This is a genomic window from Kribbella sp. NBC_00889 (assembly GCF_045207705.1).
Classification (GTDB): Bacteria; Actinomycetota; Actinomycetes; order Propionibacteriales; family Kribbellaceae; genus Kribbella.
Genome location: NZ_CP108783.1, coordinates 2,486,513 through 2,504,345, shown reverse-complemented (window position 1 = coordinate 2,504,345; position 17,833 = coordinate 2,486,513). Strand labels below are relative to the sequence as shown.

The following is a 17,833-nucleotide window of genomic DNA, read 5'->3' as shown; positions in this document are numbered from 1 at the left end:
AAGGATGGCGGGGTGGATCGCCGAATCGCGGGAGACGGTGCGGTTGGGCGTGCTCGTGTGCGGAGGCGCGGGAACGAGCGGTTCCTCGATGTACTTGGCGCGGCTGAGCACAATCTGCGTGCTGTCGATGTGTCGTTCGGGCCAGGGCTGACCGCGGTCGTCGGCGTGTCGGGGTCGGGTAAGTCGTCGTTGGCGTTCGACGTGGTTTATGCCGAGGCGCGTCGCCGGTTCGTCGAGTCGTTGGCGCTCGGCGGCAACAGCGCGCGGGTTCCCGCTGCGAGGGTCCGGCGCATCGAGGGTCTGGGGCCGGCGGTCGCGGTTGCCCAGAACGTCCTCAACCGGAACCCGGCCTCGACGCTGGCGACGTCGGTCGGGCTGCACCCGTTCCTGCGGATCCTGTACTCACGGTTTGCCGAGGTCACCTGCCCCCACTGCCACGTGCCGGTCCGAGCGCTCTCCGCCGAGGAACGCCTCACCACCGCGCTGGACCTGCTCGCCCACAACGACAGTCTCGACGTCGATGTCGCGATCGTGCGAGGGCTGGTCGGAAGTCACGCGCGTCTGCTGGCCGGCATCCGAGGAGAGTTCGCCCAGGTCACCGTCGATGGACGCCCGTGGGCGGCAACAACCGCGCGGCTCGACCCGCTGCGTCCTCACGACATCGTCGTACGAGTAGCCACGCTTCGGCGCGGGTGGCGGGCAGCCGAGGTCCGGGCCACCCTGGAGCGGGCCGATGCGTTGGGCCGACCCGAAGTGCTGCTCGGTGGTGCGCCGGTCCTGCGGGCGCCGATCTGCCCGCAATGCGGCGCGTGGGTCCGGCCACTCGCGCCGTCGGCCTTCCGCGGTGACAACGACACCTCGTCGCACCGCATCGACGGCATCACGTTCCAGGAGCTGATCGGCCGATCGGTGACCGAGGTCCTCGAATTCGTGCAGCGGCTCCCGTTCGGGTCGCGTGCTCGACGCATTCAGGATGAGTTGCTGCGACGCCTGCGTCCGCTGCGAGAGTTGGGCCTTGGCTACCTCGCCCTCGACCGGTCGATGCCGACGCTGTCACGCGGTGAGGCGCAACGTACCCGGCTCGCTGTCGTGCTGTCGGGGCGTCTCGAAGACCTCCTGCACGTCCTCGACGAGCCGACCATCGGGCTACATCACAGTGATCTTCGTCGACTGCTCGACGCCATTGCCGCCCTGCCGGGTCCGGTGCTGATGGTCGAACACGACCCGCTGGCTGTCGCCATGGCCGACGACGTCGTGGAGATCGGGCCCGGCGGTGGAGACGCCGGCGGACGACTGGTGTTCCAAGGCCCGCCCGCGGATCTGTGGAAGGCTGGTACGGCGTCGGGCACCGGCTTCTCCGCCGGCGCTCGTCGGCAGCGATCACGACGTCCGGTTGCCGCTGACCGGATCTGCGTCACCGGGGCGAGCCTGCGCAACCTCCGCGCTGTCGACTGCGAGATCCCGCTCGGATCGCTGACGGTGATCACTGGGCCGTCAGGAGCAGGCAAGACCACCCTGAGCCAGGAGGTGCTGTTGGCGTCCTTGCGCGAGCGTGGCCCGGTCGGCTGCGCGAGATTCGACGCGCCGGTGACACGGGCTCGTGCGGTGGATCAGGCGCCGCTGGGCAACAACCCCCGGTCGAATCCGGCGACGTACACCAAGGTGCTCGACCGGATCCGCGACGTCTTCGCGAGCGAGACCGGACGCTCGGCATCGGACTTCACCTTCAACCGGGCCGAGGGCGCCTGCCCGGACTGCGAGGGGATGGGATCGGTGGCGATCGGCATGAGCTATCTGGCGCCGATCTGGGTCCCGTGCGAGGCCTGCGATGGCCGGCGCTATCGCCCTGAGGTCCTCGAGGCGACCTGGGCGGGTCGGTCGATCGCCGATGTGTTGGCGCTGAGCGTTGACGAGGCCACCGCGATGTTCGTCGAGCACCCGTCGGTGACCCGCATTCTGGGATCCCTGCAGGAGGTTGGGCTGGGCTACCTGACGCTCGGGCAGCCGTCTCCGAGCCTTTCGGGTGGGGAAGCCCAGCGCGTGCGGCTGGCCCGCGAGGTGGCCAAGGCGCGGTCCGGCGACTTGGTCCTACTCGACGAGCCCACAACGGGTCTGCACCCGGGCGACCTCGATCGGTTGCTCGCGGTGCTCGACCGGCTGACGGACAACGGCTGCACGGTGGTCGTGGTCGAGCACCAGCCGGACGTGATCGCCGCCGCCGACTGGCGCATCGACCTGGGCCCGGGTGGTGGTCCCGATGGTGGACGCCTGCAGCACTGCGGGCCGCCCGTTGCCGAGAAGCAGCCGCGGGTGCGGCCTCGTGCCAAGCCGCGCACCGACCGCCGGTCCAGCGATGCCGTCCGTGTACGCGGCGCCCGCGCCCACAACCTGCAGGGAGTCGACGTCGATTTCACCAAGGGCCGGTTCACTGTCGTGACGGGCGTATCCGGTTCGGGCAAGTCGTCGTTGATCCACGACGTCGTCGAGTCGGAGGCGACCAGGCGCCTGCTCGAGTGCCTGTCTGTCTACGAGCGCCAGTCGGTCCGCGAGGGACCGGAGGCTCCGGTCGAGTCACTGACCGGCCTGGGCCCGACGATGGGCATCGACGCGTCCGGCCTGATGTTCGACGCGCACGGGCCGGGCTTCTCCGTCTGGGATGCTGACCGGGTGACGGTTGGCCGGTCCACCGACCTCGACCGTCTGCTGGCCGTGATCATCGCCCGGGCAGGTGTCCGCACGTGCCTTGCCTGCGGCCGCGACACAGTACGCCGTACGTCGCAGAAGCCGGAAGCAGCGTGGATCTGCGACGACTGCGGGACCACCGCGGTGCCGATCGAGCCCCGTCATCTGGTGGGGTCACCGGTTTCGAGCTGTCCGCAGTGCCTGGGACTCGGGGTCGAGCGGGAGTTCGACTTCACCAAGTTGATCGAGCACCCGGACGTGCCCGTCTACGGCGGCGTCTTCGGCGGCAGTCTGGCCTGGTTCGGCACAACCCGCGGCGAGGAGCCGCCGATGCGGTCGCTGGCCGAGCGCTACCGGTTCGACTTTGACCGCACCCCCTGGAAGGCGTTGAGCGAAGAGGCCCAACACGCCGTGCTGTACGGCGACGCGTTCTGGCGCGGGTTGAACGCGTGGGCCGCGAACGACGTCGGGGGCAAGGAGTCGACCGTGTTTCCGTGCCGGGAGTGCGGTGGCCGGCAGCTGCGTACGCCGTACCTGGCGATCCGCCTCCAAGGCCGCGGGCGGGATGAGCTCTTCTCGACCTCGCTCGCCGATCTGGAGGCCGTCCTGACATCGATCGACGTACCCGAGGATCCGCAGGCGGCAGAGGCACGGACCATCGCGTTGCGTCGGCTCGCCTTCCTGCGTGCCGTCGGGCTGGGCTACCTCCAGCCGAACCGGACGACCTGGACCCTGTCGGCCGGCGAAGCGCAACGCATCAAGCTGGCGTCGGTGCTCGGCGACGGACTGGTCGGGATGACGGTCCTGCTGGACGAACCCTCAAGGGGTCTGCACCCGTCGGAGGTGACCGCCCTGGCCCGGACCCTGACCGAATTGCGGGCCGCCGGCAACACTGTCATCGCCGTCGAGCACGACCCGATCATCATCCGCGCGGCGGACGACGTGATCGAGATCGGACCCGGTCCCGGCCGATCTGGTGGTCGCCTGGTCGAGCTGGACAGCCCGCAGTCGGTGACGCGGGGGGTTCTGGAAGGACAGGTAGCGGCGATACACCGCGACTGCCGTCGGGAGCCTACGGGCTGGATGCAGGTCACCGGAGCGCGGGAGAACAACCTCGACGGACTCGCCGTCCGCGTCCCACTCGGCGTACTCGTCGGCGTCTGCGGGGTGTCCGGGTCGGGTAAGTCGTCGCTCGTCGTCGACACCATCGCGCTGGGCCTGACCCGACCGAAGACCAATATTCCTGGCCGCGGCGTGATCCGCGTCCGGCCCGGCGATCACGACTCCATGTCCGGGGCGCCCCAGCGAACGGTCGTGGCCGACCAGTCCCGGGCCGAGATCACCTCACCGGGGATGTTCCTCGGGCTGATCGGTGCCGTCCGCAAGGAGTTCGCCGCGAGCGAGGCGGCCGTAGAGCAGGGCATCACGATCAAGGATCTGACCTATCAGTGCGACGCCTGCAAGGGCAAAGGGGCGTGGCAGCAGGACATGTCGTTCCTGCCGTCGTTGCCGCAGACCTGCGATGCCTGCGGCGGATCTGGGTATCGCCACGAGGCCGCCACCCTGCTCCAGCGGGGCCGGAGCCTCACCGACATCGAAGCCCTCACGATCGCCGAACTGGTCGACGAGTGGGGCGACCTTGACGCGGTACGCCGGGTGGGCGGGGCTGCCGTCGCACTCGGGCTGGGCTACCTCGTCGTACGTCAGCCGGGCTGGAGCCTGTCGGGCGGCGAAGCGCAGCGGCTCAAGCTTGCCAAGGAGTTCGCCCGTACGACGAAGTCGACCGCCCTGTACGTGCTCGACGAACCCACCGTCGGCCTCCAGGCCACCGACGTCGCAGTGCTGGTCCACACGCTCGACACGCTCATTGCCGCCGGCAACAGCGTGCTCGTCGTCGAGCACGATCCGGCCTTCCTCGCCGCCTGCGACTGGCTCATCGAGCTCGGCCCGGGCGCGGGACCGGACGGTGGCCGGATCGTGTTCGAGGGCCTGCCCGACGCTTTCATCGAAGCCGGCACCGCCACCGCGCCCCATCTTGCCGGGGTGCTGCCATGAACATCGGCACCCTGCTGCTCGGCGACCCGTCCCCGTCGCTGCGTTGGCGGGCGGCCCGCGAACTGGAGGGCGCCACCGACGACGACGCCGAGGTCATCGCGTGGCGTAGCGAGATCGATCGGAGCGCGGAGGTCGACGCACTCGTCGAGCGGTTGGCTGCGGCCGGGCCCTATGTCGCGGGCTATCTGCTCTGTCAGCTGGCCTACCTCGGCTACCGCGGGCCTGCCATGGCGACCTCGGTCGAGAAGATCTTCGGCGAGCAGCAGCCGGATGGCTCGTGGTCGATTCCGCCTGCCGACTCGGGCCCGATCGAAGGCCCTCGCTTCATCACCATGCAGACTGTCGTACCGCTGCGCGGGATCGCCGCCGCCGGCTTCGCTGCTGATCCCCGTGCCGAGCATGCCTACCAGTGGCTCCTCGACGTATGCCTCGAGGACGGATCCTGGCCGTCCGGCCCGAAAGCCGACCTCGGACAGGCCGGCCGCCCGACGTCGCCGGAGAAGGAGTACCGCCGCCTGCCCCGTGGGCTCGGTTGCCGATCGGCGACGACCGGCGCCGTCGCCTGCCTGGCGATGCACCCCGAGCAACGGCGATCCGACGTCGCCCGGATCGGCGTCGACCACCTCCTCGCCCGCGAGACCCGAGACACCTCGACCCTCGGTTGGGAGGTGTCCCGATTGGTAGGGCTTGAACGAGCGATGGGACAAGTGACGTTCTACGCCACGCACGACCTCGCCTTCCTGCTCGACCTCGCCTCCCGTTGCGGCGTCTCTCCACAGGACCGACGGGTCCATGACCTCGTCGACTACCTGGAGACGCTGCGCGGCCCGTACGGCATGTGGCAACACCCCACCCATCCGCAGCTCGCCGGCTGGTTGTCTCTCGACCTCGAAAACAGCCTTCGCCGCCTCAACGACGGCGACTGGACCGGCAACGAGGAGCCCGCCACCCCCACCTCGTCCCCTCGCAGCCCGCGCCGCTACTGATGCGCTGGGGATCAGAGTTCGAGCCAGCCGAAGCCGATCTTCCAGTGCCGGCCGGCGCGCAGGTGATCGATCACGGCTCGCTGGAGAGTCGTCCGGCGGGGAAGGGTCGCAAGGTCGGTATCGGGTGAGGCTTGGAAGATCCTGAACAGGATGTCGGCGTCGCCGTCCCGCGTCTCGGGTGTCAGGTGGAAGCGGCGTTGGAAGCGGATGATGTTGGAGTCGGCCGGCAGGTATTCGGCGAGCTGCTCGTCGAGGATCCACGATCCACACCGCGCGAGCCGGTACGTCTCCTCAGGGAAATGCCGGGCAAAGAACTCGCCGGCGAGGGCGAAGGAAGCGTCGCAGGCAGCTGGGTCCAGGGCTCCGGTCGGGCCGGCGTGCACACCCAGCGCCGGATCCGACTCGTCGGACGGAAGTCCGGCGGCCCGCACCGCCGGGGCAAGGAATCCCAGGTCACCGCGGTTGAACCCCAACCGGCCGAGCAAATAGATGCCCCCGCGGAAGTGCAGGTCGATCCAGAACGGCGCGTCCATCCCGCCGGTGCCGAGCCGTTGCCGATGGGACTCAACGGCGCTGCCAAGTGCCGCGAGCGTCGCCCAGGAGATGTCGTCAGGGATGCCACGTTGTTCGTGGTACGCGCGGACAGACGGAAGAACAGCGAGAAAGACGTACACATAGAAGTAGCGACCCCAGCCGTCCGGCAAAGTCGGCCACGATCCACCCGGTCGAAACCCGCCGATATCTGCAACGGTCCGCTGAGCACAACGTCGTACCAACCAGGACAGTGCCGGATTGCGCTGCAGATCGGACAACTCACCGACGATCTCGGCCGCGTCCTGCGCCGGTACGCCGAGTCGAAGCAGAAGTGTCAGTGCAGTCTCGGCCGTAGGTACGTCGAGCTCGTCGCGAGGCTCACCGGCTCGATCCAACTCCCCGAGCCACTTCACCAAGGCTGGATCATCCCCGAGGAATCCGGCCACCTCCTCGACACCGATAGTCATCGCACCCTCCGCCCTGCGCCGCCAACGCCCAGCAATCGGACCCTAATCGATCAGAGGTCCGCGGTCTGGACCGGAGCCGCGGGGAACGCCTGGTCCGGCGAGGCTTCGACGACTTGCAGGGTCTCCACAGATCACGCGCTTTATTGGCGTGCGATCAGTCAGATGCATCGATAGGGTGTCGCTTCGCAGACGGCGACGACCTGGTGGTGACCAATGGGCGTGAGAAACTACCTGATTGACGGCGGTTCCGGCACCGGCAAAACGACGGTCTGCGACGAATTGCAGCGACGCGGCTATCAGGCTATTCATGGCGACAGAGAACTCCGCAGCGCCCCGGAGCCAGGTGCAGACACCAGTGGCCGTGCATCCGACAGCCACCTACCGCCCCTCTGGGATGTAGCGAAGGTCAAGGGCCTGCTCGCCAACCAGGATGAGGCGGTGACGTTTCTCTGCGGTGGCTCCAGGAATTCTTCGGAGTTCATCGACCTTCTTGACGGTGTCTTTGTCCTTGAAGTCGACGACCTTGACACTGTGATGCGCCGGATTGATGAGCGCGTACTCGTTGACCCCAGCGACTGGGGCGGAAGGCAAGAGGAGCGAGAAATCATCACGCGCTTGCACCACACGAAGGAAGGCATTGCTCACGGACGTGCAATCGACGCCTCCGCACCGCTCCAACTTGTCGTTGACGAAATCCTTCGTCACATTCACTGACACACGGGCCAGGCGATCCACGGAACCGGGCCGGCCCGACCACGCTCCGCTGCAGCTGCTTCTCGATCAGTGACGGGCTATTACCGGTCAGGGACGCTTCGTTCGAAGTGCTGACCCTGGGAGCCAGGTTGCTTAGCATGTGAAGCGGGGAGGCGTCGGATGGAGCGACGGGTGATGGTAGGCCGGGCCCGGCCACTGGCTGAGCTCGACGCCCTGCTGGCTGCGGCCGTCGACGGTCGCGGCCGGTCCGCGATCGTTCTCGGTGAGCCGGGGATGGGTAAGACGACGCTTGCGGAGGCGCTTGCGGATCGTGCTCTCGCATCAGGTGTCACCGTTGCCTGGGGCTGGTGTTCGGCCGCCGGCATGCCGCCGTTCTGGCCGTGGCGAAGCATTCTCCGTGAGCTGGCGCCTGAGCATCGGCTCGCCGGCGAGGGGCCTGCCGGTCACGGCGCGGACGGACTGGGAGTGCTGCGCGGCGACGCCGGTGTCCGGGCCAGACTGTTCGTTTCGGTGATCGACACGTTGCAGAAGGTCTCTGGCGACGGTCCGCTCGTTCTCATCCTCGAAGATCTGCAGTGGGCCGACAGCGCCTCGTTGCTGCTCCTCCGTCAAGTCGTCGACGCGCTCCCGGGTCTTCGTGTGCTGCTCGTGGCCACCTGGCGTGACGAGCCGCCGAAGACCGGTGAGGATGTGCGGGCCGTTGTCCGCGATCTACCGACCGCAGTACAGCGAATCCGGCTCGACGGCCTCGGGATCGACGAGGTGGCGGAGTTGGTGACGCGGGTTCTCGGTGAGACCCCCGCCGACGAGTTGGCGACCATGGTGCACCGTCGCACCGGCGGGAACCCGTTCTTCGTGCGGGAGGTCTCCCGGCTGCTCGCGGCTCGGTCGGCGACGACCGGCGTACCCGATGGTGTCCGCGAGGTGCTCGCCCGCCGGATCGCCCGCGTCAGCCAAGGCTGCCAGCAGATCCTGGAGGTTGCCGCGGTGGCCGGGAACGGTGCCGACGTCTCACTCGTGATGGCCGTCGCCGGCGACTCGGCCGATGCGGTTCTCCTTCAGCTCGAGGAGGCTGCAGCCGCCCGGTTACTGGCCGGGCCGCCCGTCGACAACCGGATCTGGTTCGCCCACGCGCTGGTCCAGGAGGTGCTGGAGACCTCCCTCGGTACTGCGCGGCGGGCCAAATTACACCGAGCGCTGGCCGAGCAGCTCGAAGAGACAGCCGGAGACGACGAGGCCGCGGGTGAGCTGGCCCGGCACTGGTCCGCCGCGTTCGGTCCGGACGCCGCCGAACGTGCCGCGGCATGGGCGCTGCGAGCGGCACGCTCGGCGGGAGACCGGATGGGCTACGAGCAGGCGGTCGATGCGTACCGGATCGCCCTGCGGGCAAAGGACATCGAGCGAACGAAGGTGATGCTCGAGCTGGGCGAGGCACAGATGTACGCCGGTGATCTCGAAGGCGCCCGACAGACGTTCGCACAGACGGCGGAACTGGCGCGGCGTAACGGACGTGCCAGTCACCTGGCGATGGCCGCGCTCGGCCTGGGCGCCGGCCTGAGCGGGTTCGAGGTGCCGCAGTACGACGAGCTGCAGACAGAACTACTCGAGGAAGCGCTGGCGTCGCTACCGCAGCGAGACGGCGGTATGCGGGCTGCGGTGATGGCCCGGCTCTCGCTCGCCTATGCGGGGACCGACCGGGAGAGCGAGCGGCTCGAGCTGGCTCGCTCCGCCGTGGCGATGGCCGAACGAGTCGGCCATCCCTGTGTCGAGTCGGGTGCGCTGGCGGCGTACTGCGACGCCATCGCCGGTCCGGCCCAGCTCGACGAGAGGTTCGCCGCAGCCAGCCGGATGCTCGCGGTCGCCGAACGCGGGCACGATTCACCGTGTCAGTTGCTGGCCCGTCGCCTCCGCCTGGTCGCGCTGATGGAGCGAGGCGACTGGCCCGAGGTCGATGCGGAGATCGACGCCTTCGCACGGACGGCGAACCGCCTCATGCTGCCGCTCTACTCCTGGTACGTCCCGCTGTGGCATGGAGCGCGGGCACTGATGTCCGGCGACTTCGAAACGGCGACCCGGTACGCCGACGAGACCGAAGCGATCGGGCGTCGGGCCGGCAGTGCCAACGCCGCACTCATGGTTTTCACCCTGCGCATGTGGACCCACCGGACAGCCGGCGTACTCCCCGCGGACTTCGTCGACGATATCGATGCGGCCGTCAAGACCGTGTCCGAGTCGTCCGTTGCCCTGGGCATGTTGGCCAGCTACCTCGCCGCGGCCGGAGAAGTCGACACAGCCGGGCGATACTTCGACCGGCTGATGAGCCGCGGCCTGGATGCGATCCCCGACGACTGCGAGTGGCTCGAAGGAATGTGGCACACCGGCGATGCGGCCATCGCCCTGGATCGTGGCGATGTCGCCGACGAGGTGGCTCGGCGGCTCGCGCCGTACGAGGGCCTGTGGGTGATCGACGGGATCGGCGGAGGCGTGATGGGCGTGACCGCACACCTCCTCGGCCGACTGGCGGCGTTCCGCGGCAGGATCGGCGACGCGCGACGCCTGCTGTCCAAGGCGGTCTCGGCGTACCAAGGCGCCAACGCTGTCCCGTGGCTGACCCGAGCGGAGCAGGATCTGGCCGCGATCAGCGGAGTCGTACGACGGACCACGAGCGTCGAGGGAGTGTTCCGACAGGAGGGGCGAACCTGGCACCTGAGCTGGCGGGATGGCGAGGCAACTGTCCCGGATTCGAAGGGAATGCACGACCTGTCCGTGCTGCTGGGCCGGCCCGGTACGTCGGTGCATGTCCTCGACCTCGTTGCCGCTGCGGGCGGCCCGCCGAGGACGGCGGCCGGCGGGGACACCGGTCCGGTGCTCGACGGTACGGCCAGGGACGCGTACAAGCGGCGAGTGGCCGAACTCGATACCGACATCGCCGAGGCAGAAGTGGACGGCACACCTGAGCGGGTCGGCACACTCGTCGAGGAACGGGACTTCCTGGTCCGCGAGCTGGCCGCGGCCTACGGCCTCGGTGGCCGGGCGCGGACGACCGGGGACCCGGCCGAACGGGCTCGCAAGGCCGTCGCGATGCGCGTCGCGACCGCGATCAAGGCCATCCGCGAGGTCCACCCCGGGCTGGCGCGACACCTCGAGTTGGCCGTCTCCACCGGACGGTTCTGCGTCTATCGCCCGGAGGAAACCGTGACCTGGCACAGCTAGCCATGAGTCGTGTGGCATCGCCACATCAGACCTGGCGCCTCCCTGGTAGAGGCGGCGCACCGGGCGCCGCGCAGCACCAGGGAGAACATCATGAGCACGATGCTGGATCAGGTCGAGGAGACCCCCACTCCGTCCGCCGCCGAGGAGGTGTCCGGCCGCCTCTTCCTGCAGACGCTGGCCACTGCCGAGCTCCTCAACATCTACCTCGGCGTCGAGCTGGGCTTCTATCGCTCGCTGTCGGAGGACGGGCCCGCGACGGCCGCCGTACTGGCTGAGCGAAGCGGTGCCGAGGTCCGCTACACCCAGGAATGGCTGACTCAACAGGCCGTTGCGGGACTGCTGACCATCAGCGAAGAGGCGGTGTTCAGCTTGCGCGACGGCGTTCACGAGGCGCTGGTTGACGAGACAAGTCCGTTCTATGCCGGCGGCATGGCCTACATCGCGCCGGCGATGGGCCGAGCGCTTCCGGCACTGGTCGCCGCGTTCCGCACCGGGGACGGTGTGCCGCTCACGGCGTACGGCGCCGACGCGGTGACCGCACAGGAGGCGCTCAACCGGCCCGCCTACGAGAACTCGCTGATCGACGAGTGGCTTCCGCAGGTGCCGGACATCCAGTCCCGCCTCGCGGACAGCACCCGCCCGGCGCGCGTCGCGGACCTGGGCGCAGGCGTGGGCTGGGCGTCGATCCGGCTCGCGGAGGCGTTCTCGCACATCTCCGTCGACGGGTACGACCTGGACGAGGAGTCCATCGCCCGCGGCCGCCGGTACGTCGCCGAACGCGGGGTGGGCGGCCGGGTCGACCTCGAGGTCGCCGACATCACCCAGCCGCTCCCCCATGACGGGTACGACGTCGCGTTCTTCTTCGAATGCCTGCACGACTTGCCACATCCGGTGGCGGCACTCGAGGCCGCCCGACGTGCGCTGGCACCCGGCGGATCGGTGATCGTGATGGAGGAGAACGTCGCCGAGACCTTCACCGCTCCGGGTGACGAGGTCGAACGGTTCATGGCCGCGGCCGGGACCCTCTGGTGTGTTCCGCAGGGCCGCACCGACGCCGGCTCCGAGGTCGTCGGGCCACTCGAGATCCGGCCGGCCACCATGCGACGGCTGTCCGAAACCGCCGGCTTCGCCGGAATCGAGATCCTGCCGATCGAGCACCCGTTCTGGCGCTTCTACCGGCTCCAGGGCTGAGTCGCCAACGCGATGCCCGACACCACGTCAGCCCAGGGACTTGCGGGCGAATTCGACGGCCTCGGCCAGGAGGCTGCGCCATAGCTCGGGGTCGGGTGCCGGGATCGACACCCATTCGCGGAAGACCTTGCCGGCAGGGGCGAACGGATCGCCGGTGCCGGTCTCGACAAGGTCGATCACCCGCTCGCGCGGCAGCTTCACGACGAGGGAACCGGCGCTGTCGTTGTAGGACGCCACGAAACGCCCGGCCAGCCGCACGCAGGGGTAGCCCATCATGGTGGCGCGGCCGATGGCAGGGTCGTACAGCAGGTCGTCAGTGAGCTCGTCGTACAGGTCACGAGCCGCGGGGTCCCCGCCGGACTGCTCCGACGGGGACGCGCCCTGGGTGCGCTTGGCCATCAGGCCGCAGGTGGGGTGAAGACCCCGAACTGGTTCCCGGCCGGGTCGCGCAGGTAGGCGAACTTCGGGGCGCCGGGGCCGGGGTCGAGGTGCTTGCTGACGACCGATCCGCCGAGCTGCTCAGCGTCGGCACACGTGCCCTCGACATCGGCGACGAGGATATAGAACACGGCGTGGTCGGGCACCTGGCCGCCAGTGCCGAAGATGCCGCCCATCGGACCGTCAGCGCCGGAGGCCTTGATGTTGCGGTAGTCCGATTCACCGGATGCAGCGGGGCCGTTGACCTCGAAGGTCCAGTCGAACAGGCTGCCGTAGAACTTCTGGGCGGCGTCGGCGTCGCTGGTGGCGACCTCGAACCAGGCCAAGGTGCCGGGAGCGGGGGTGGTCATGTGCGTCTCCTTCTGATCGGATCACCCGCCGGAACGACGGGCTGCACCCACCGTGGCAGTCGTTCGCGACAGCCCTATGTCGGAGTTCGGCAGAGAATCTTCGGGACGAAGCACGGACGCCGGCAGCTTGATCTCGTGACCGTCGACGATCGGCTCGGGGACGACAGGCCGCAGCCTCGGGAGGCGCGGCGTCCGCTCGGCCGCGATGATGCGGTCCATGCGGAACACCCGGTCGTCGCCTCGCAGGTGGCACCACGCGGTGAGATAGGAGCCGTTGGTGCCGACCACCACGTACTGCGGCTCGACCTCACGCTCCGTGCGAACGCCGCCGACGTCGATGTAGTGGATGCGCAGCACCTGGTTGTCGCGCACGGCTCGCCAGATGGTCTCGGCGACCTCCGCGTCCGGGTCCGGCACCTTCCGCACGATCAGCCGCACCTTGTCCGCGGTATCGCGTGCCTCCACCAGCGCCGACTCCGGCATCGCGGCGACGATCTTCTGCAGCGCGCTGCGGGCATCGTTTGTGAACAAGACATGCTCGGTCCGGCTCAGCGCCACGGCCACGGCCGCCGCTTCGCGCGGAGTGAAGTTGAGCGGCGGCAGGCTCATCGATCGGTCGAGTGTGTACCCGCCGCCTCTGCCCTGCTTGGTCGCCAGCGGGACACCAGCCTGCCCGAGCGCGCTCAGGTCACGCTCGACAGTGCGAACGCTCACCTCGAAACGTGCCGCCAGTTGCCGCGCCGTACGTCCGCGTCGTCCGGCCGCACGCAACTCCTCCACCAACGCGTACAGGCGGTCGATGCGGTTCATGTTCGGAGCGTAGACGCGGGCGGGGACACTCCTGAGATCCTGTCCCCAGGGTGTCCTGATCCGGGCGCTGCCGTTCGTCAGTAGGTCAGAGCGGGACGACCCCGCGGAGACGAGGAGTAGGGAATGAGTCACTACCTGCTGTCGGTCTATGAGGCGGAGAACCAGGTCGAGGGCGCGCCGTCGACACCCGAAGACATGCAAGCCTTCATGCGCCGGGTGATCGCGCTCGAGGAGGAGATGGACGCAGCAGGCGCGTTCGTGTTCGGCGGCGCCCTGCACGGCCCCGACGCGGCCACCGTGGTGCGCGGAGGCACCGGCCTCGACAAGGTCACCACCGACGGACCCTTCGCCGAGGGCAAGGAGCACATCGGCGGCTTCTACATCATCGACGCCGAGAACCTCGACGAGGCACTGGAGTGGGCGGACAAAGTCGTCGAGGCCATCAATCACGCGATCGAGGTCCGGCCGTTCCGCGCAACAGGGCGGCTCCAGGACGGTGAAGGACATTGACGGAACGGTAGATGGACGACGTCGAGCGAGCCTTCCGCGAGGCACACGGCCAAGCCGTGGCCACCCTGACCCGTATCTTCGGTGACATCGCGCTGGCCGAGGACGCCGTACAGGACGCCTTCGTGACGGCTGTCCAGCGGTGGCCGCGCGACGGTGTGCCCGACAACCCGGCCGGCTGGATCGTCACCACCGCGCGCAACCGAGCCGTGGACGCCGTCCGACGCGGGCGACGCGGACGCGAACTCGCCGAGCAGGTCGCGTCAGACCATCGGCGGCGGCAGGAGTCCACCGTCCGATCCGAGGATGCGGAGCTCATGCGTGACGATCAGTTGCGGCTCGTCTTCACCTGCTGCCACCCGGCCATCCGCATCGAGCACCAGGTGGCGCTGACCTTGCGCCTGATCGCCGGACTCACCCCCGCGGAGGTGGCCTCGGCGTTCCTGGTGAGCGAGGAGACCATGGCGAAGCGACTGGTGCGGGCGAAGTACAAGATCAAGTCAGCGCACATCCCCTACCGGGTTCCCGACGAGGCCGAACTTCCGGACCGCCTTCGCGCAGTGCTGTCGGTGCTGTACCTGATCTACAACGCCGGCGCCGACGACATCCGCAACCGCCGGAACTTGTGCACCGAGGCGATCCGGCTGGCGCGTGTGCTGGTGGAGCTGATGCCCGACGAGCCGGAAGCGGTTGGCCTGCTGGCCCTCATGCTGCTCAACGAGGCGAGAATGCCGGCACGCGGTCGCGGTGACGACGTAGTACTGCTGCAGTTCCAAGACAGGTCGCTCTGGAACCGATCGCTGATCGCCAAAGGCCACGAACTCGTCCTTGTCTGCCTTCGGAGTCGCCGCCCGGGGCCATTTCAGCTCCAGGCGGCGATCCAGGGCATCCACTGTGCGGCCCCGCACTACCGAGACACCGACTGGCCAACGATCGTACGGTTCTACGACCGCCTGCTGACCGTCATGCCGACACCGGTGATCGCGCTCAACCGCGCAGTCGCGCTGGCCGAGATCCAAGGGCCGGTCACCGGCCTGGCCATGCTGGACGAGATCGCCGACCAGCTCGCCGAGTACCACCTGCTGCACGCCTCGCGCGGCTCCATGCTGGAACGCCTCGGCCGACGGAACGAGGCAGCCGACGCCTACGCCCTCGCGGCAGAGCTGGCCAGAACCCAGCCCGAGATCCAGTTCCTCCGCCGGCGAAGCGAAGCCCTCGAGCGTGAGGTGTGAAACCTCGTAGGTACACCTCGAGCACTCGGTAGCGTCCGATGAATCGGGCGGCTACTCACCGTGACCGTCGTGGACGCTGAGACCGGCCCTCCGTACCGGAACCGTGGTGACGGCGGACCTCTTGAATGGTGGCCACCTGTTCTCGGTCCGCTTCCGGCGAGCCGGCCGCTCCCCAGCGACTCCAGACTCACGCTTCCGCCTTCCGCCAGGCAGAGCCCAAGGTCCCGAGCTCCTCGATATCAGACCCTCAATCGGCCCGGGCCCGGGAGCAGCCGTCCTGACCTGTAGGTGTCGAGGCGGGACCTTCGGCCCTACTGCCGGGCTCCGCATCCGCCGATGGTTGATGGGTGAACGAGAACTGCATCTCGTCTGCTGTCTGGAGACCGTGATGACCACCACCCAGTTCGACCAGTCCCGCCTCGAGATTCTGAGTCCGCCGGAGTGTTTGCGACTGCTCGGCTCAGTTCCGCTCGGCAGGCTGGTCTACACGCTCGGTGGTCTCCCGGCGATCAGGCTGGTCAACTTCGTGCTGGACGACGACACCGTCGTTGTGAACACCGGACCGGGGCAGAAGCTCCGCGCGGCCGAGCGCGGTGACGTGGTGGCCTTCGAGGCCGACGATGTCGATCTCGATCGACAGCTCGGCTGGACCGTCACAGCCATCGGCCACCTGTCCGTGGTCTCGGCGGATGAGGCCGACTCGCTGCGCCGTTCGCTCCCGCTGCACTCCTGGCTCCCGATGGACGATCCGCAACTGATCCGTCTGGGGATCGAATCGGTGCACGGACGACGGCTGCTCCCGTGGGCCCGGCGTCCACACGCCGGCGCTTCGTAGACCCCGACTCTGGTTCACATCATCAACGACTTTCCGTAGTCTGAGGCCGTGCCTGAGGGTTCGCGTGCGGAGCGGGGACGCTGGGACGAGGGGGCGCTGGAGTTCGCCGGACTCTCCCGGGTGCGTCTCGACGCGCTTCTGCAGGAACTGCTCGGCCGGGTGGACGAGATCATGGACTCCCAGGAGCGACTTCGTGCGCTCCTCGACGCAGTCGTCGGGATCGGCGCCGACCTCGACCTGAACAGCACCCTCGACCGAATCGTCACCGCCGCCTGCGAGCTGGCCGATTCCCGGTACGGCGCACTCGGTGTGGTCGGCCCGGACGGCAAACGGCTCGTCCGGTTCATTACCCACGGTGTCACCGACGAGGAGATCGCGGCCATCGGCCCGTACCCCGAGGGGCACGGGATCCTCGGCCTGCTGATCGACGACCCCGAGCCCATTCGGCTGACCGATCTTGCCGAGCATCCGCGGTCGTACGGATTCCCGGCGAACCACCCTCCGATGAAGTCCTTCCTCGGCGTACCGATCCGGACCAGGGAGCACGCGTACGGCAACCTGTACCTGACCGAGAAGACTGGTGGCGCCGACTTCACCGAGGACGACGAGCGCGCCGTCACCGCACTCGCGGCCGCGGCCGGCGTCGTCATCGACAACGCCAGGCTGTACGCCGACACCGAGCAGCGTCGGCGGTGGCATGAGGTCACCGCCGAGATCACCCAGCTGATGCTCGGTGACTTCGATCCCGACCAGGCACTCCTCCTGATCGCGCAGCGGTCACGCGAGGTATCCGGCGCACAGGTCGCGGCAATCCTGCTGGCCGAGGACTCGGAGCTGGTCGTCAGTGCCGTCGACGGTCCGCCTGAGTTCGGTCACTTCCTCGGACGTCGCATCCCGGCCGACCTGCCTCTGCTCGGTCGCGCGATAGCCGGTGGCGAACAGGTCGTGATCGAGGACCTGGCCCGGCTCCTCAAGGATGCGGGAGTGCTGACCGAGTTCCCGGAGGGCACCAACCTCGGCCGTACGACGATGGTGCCACTGCCGGCCGGCAGTACCGGCACCGGCGGACTCCTCGTGGTCGCCGCGGAGCAGGGCGCGAACAGCCGGGTCTCTGAGGGCGCCGACCTGATCCGGATATTCGCCGGCCAGGCCACCCTGGCCCTGGAACGGGCCCAGGCACAGCGCGACCGGGACATGATTCTCGTGCTGGAAGACCGCGATCGGATCGCGAGGGACCTGCACGACCTGGTGATCCAGCGACTCTTCGCGACTGGACTGCAGCTCCAGGGCATGCACCGGCTGGCTCGTCCCGAGCATCAGCAGCGGCTCAGCCGAGCGGTCGACGACATCGACACGACCATCCACGACCTCCGGGCCGCGATCTTCGAGCTCCAGCAGACGCCCGACAGCAGCTCGCTCCGCGGAGATGTCCAGGCGCTGGTCACGGAGTACGCCGAGCCGCTCGGGTTCCGGCCCCGACTGATCTGCACCGGCCCGATCGACACCGTCGTACCGACCACCGTCCGGCCACAGATCCTCGCAACCGTGCGGGAGTCCCTGTCCAACGTCGTCCGTCACGCGGAGGCCTCCCAGGTCACCGTGGAGTTGTCGGTCGACTCCGAGCAGGTCGTCGCCAGGATCTCCGACGATGGCGTCGGCATCGGGCCGCGCCGCCGCTCCAGCGGGCTGCGCAACCTCACCGAACGCGCCCAGGCGCTCGGCGGAGGCGTTCAGATCACCGAGAACCAGCCCCACGGGACCATCGTGGAATTCACGGCACCGATCACCGGCAACTGACGGCCGAACGGCCTCCCCGAGT

At 68.7% G+C, this 17,833-nt stretch carries 13 protein-coding genes; 9 read left to right on the top strand and 4 right to left on the bottom strand.

Features of this window, described 5'->3' with window-relative positions; translation table 11 throughout:
• Positions 1–57 precede the first annotated feature (57 nt).
• Together OG817_RS12065 and OG817_RS12060 are read left to right on the top strand one after the other, a co-directional pair.
• The gene (locus tag OG817_RS12065; protein WP_406054107.1) at positions 58–4,737 is read left to right on the top strand and encodes a hypothetical protein; all 4,680 of its coding nucleotides are present in this window, start codon (positions 58–60) and stop codon (positions 4,735–4,737) included.
• Complete coding sequence (locus OG817_RS12060; RefSeq protein ID WP_406054105.1) at positions 4,734–5,723, top strand: hypothetical protein; 990 nt, start codon at positions 4,734–4,736, stop codon at positions 5,721–5,723. Before OG817_RS12065 ends, OG817_RS12060 begins: the two co-directional genes overlap by 4 nt.
• 11 nt (positions 5,724–5,734) lie before the next feature.
• On the opposite strand, the gene OG817_RS12055 is transcribed toward OG817_RS12060, so the two are convergent.
• The gene (locus tag OG817_RS12055) at positions 5,735–6,724 is read right to left on the bottom strand and encodes an acyltransferase domain-containing protein (protein ID WP_406054103.1); all 990 of its coding nucleotides are present in this window, start codon (positions 6,722–6,724) and stop codon (positions 5,735–5,737) included.
• Between the two features lie 219 nt (positions 6,725–6,943).
• Here OG817_RS12055 and OG817_RS12050 point away from each other — a divergent pair, with 219 nt between their 5' ends.
• From OG817_RS12050 to OG817_RS12040, 3 genes are all read left to right on the top strand, one after another.
• Positions 6,944–7,438, top strand: a complete 495-nt coding sequence (locus tag OG817_RS12050; protein WP_406054101.1) for a nucleoside kinase — start codon at positions 6,944–6,946, stop codon at positions 7,436–7,438.
• A gap of 159 nt (positions 7,439–7,597) precedes the next feature.
• Positions 7,598–10,651, top strand: coding sequence for an ATP-binding protein (locus tag OG817_RS12045; protein ID WP_406054099.1), 3,054 nt, complete (start codon positions 7,598–7,600; stop codon positions 10,649–10,651).
• Between the two features lie 90 nt (positions 10,652–10,741).
• The gene (locus OG817_RS12040) at positions 10,742–11,842 is read left to right on the top strand and encodes a class I SAM-dependent methyltransferase (RefSeq protein WP_406054097.1); all 1,101 of its coding nucleotides are present in this window, start codon (positions 10,742–10,744) and stop codon (positions 11,840–11,842) included.
• Between the two features lie 27 nt (positions 11,843–11,869).
• Here the strand turns inward: OG817_RS12040 and OG817_RS12035 are convergent, their stop codons facing one another.
• Genes OG817_RS12035 through OG817_RS12025 form a run of 3 tightly spaced genes read right to left on the bottom strand, consistent with a single transcriptional unit; the run spans position 11,870 to position 13,440 of the window.
• Positions 11,870–12,241: a hypothetical protein gene (locus OG817_RS12035; protein ID WP_406054095.1), complete on the bottom strand. Its 372-nt coding sequence runs from the start codon at positions 12,239–12,241 to the stop codon at positions 11,870–11,872.
• A complete protein-coding gene (locus tag OG817_RS12030) occupies positions 12,241–12,630 on the bottom strand; it encodes a VOC family protein (protein WP_406054093.1) in 390 nt (129 codons plus the stop codon). Before OG817_RS12030 ends, OG817_RS12035 begins: the two co-directional genes overlap by 1 nt.
• Before the next feature lie 21 nt (positions 12,631–12,651).
• Positions 12,652–13,440: a helix-turn-helix transcriptional regulator gene (locus OG817_RS12025; protein ID WP_396396152.1), complete on the bottom strand. Its 789-nt coding sequence runs from the start codon at positions 13,438–13,440 to the stop codon at positions 12,652–12,654.
• A 123-nt stretch (positions 13,441–13,563) separates the two neighbouring features.
• On the opposite strand from OG817_RS12025, the gene OG817_RS12020 reads away from it, so the two are divergent.
• From OG817_RS12020 to OG817_RS12005, 4 genes are all read left to right on the top strand, one after another.
• Positions 13,564–13,950 (top strand): YciI family protein, encoded by a 387-nt coding sequence (locus tag OG817_RS12020; RefSeq protein WP_396396153.1) that lies wholly within the window; start codon positions 13,564–13,566, stop codon positions 13,948–13,950.
• A gap of 11 nt (positions 13,951–13,961) precedes the next feature.
• On the top strand, positions 13,962–15,179 hold the full coding sequence (locus tag OG817_RS12015; RefSeq protein WP_406054089.1) for an RNA polymerase sigma factor: 1,218 nt from the start codon (positions 13,962–13,964) through the stop codon (positions 15,177–15,179).
• Positions 15,180–15,567: 388 nt separating this feature from the next.
• Positions 15,568–16,014, top strand: coding sequence for a pyridoxamine 5'-phosphate oxidase family protein (locus OG817_RS12010; RefSeq protein WP_396396156.1), 447 nt, complete (start codon positions 15,568–15,570; stop codon positions 16,012–16,014).
• A 48-nt stretch (positions 16,015–16,062) separates the two neighbouring features.
• The gene (locus tag OG817_RS12005; protein ID WP_406054087.1) at positions 16,063–17,811 is read left to right on the top strand and encodes a GAF domain-containing protein; all 1,749 of its coding nucleotides are present in this window, start codon (positions 16,063–16,065) and stop codon (positions 17,809–17,811) included.
• The last annotated feature ends 22 nt before the right edge of the window (positions 17,812–17,833 follow it).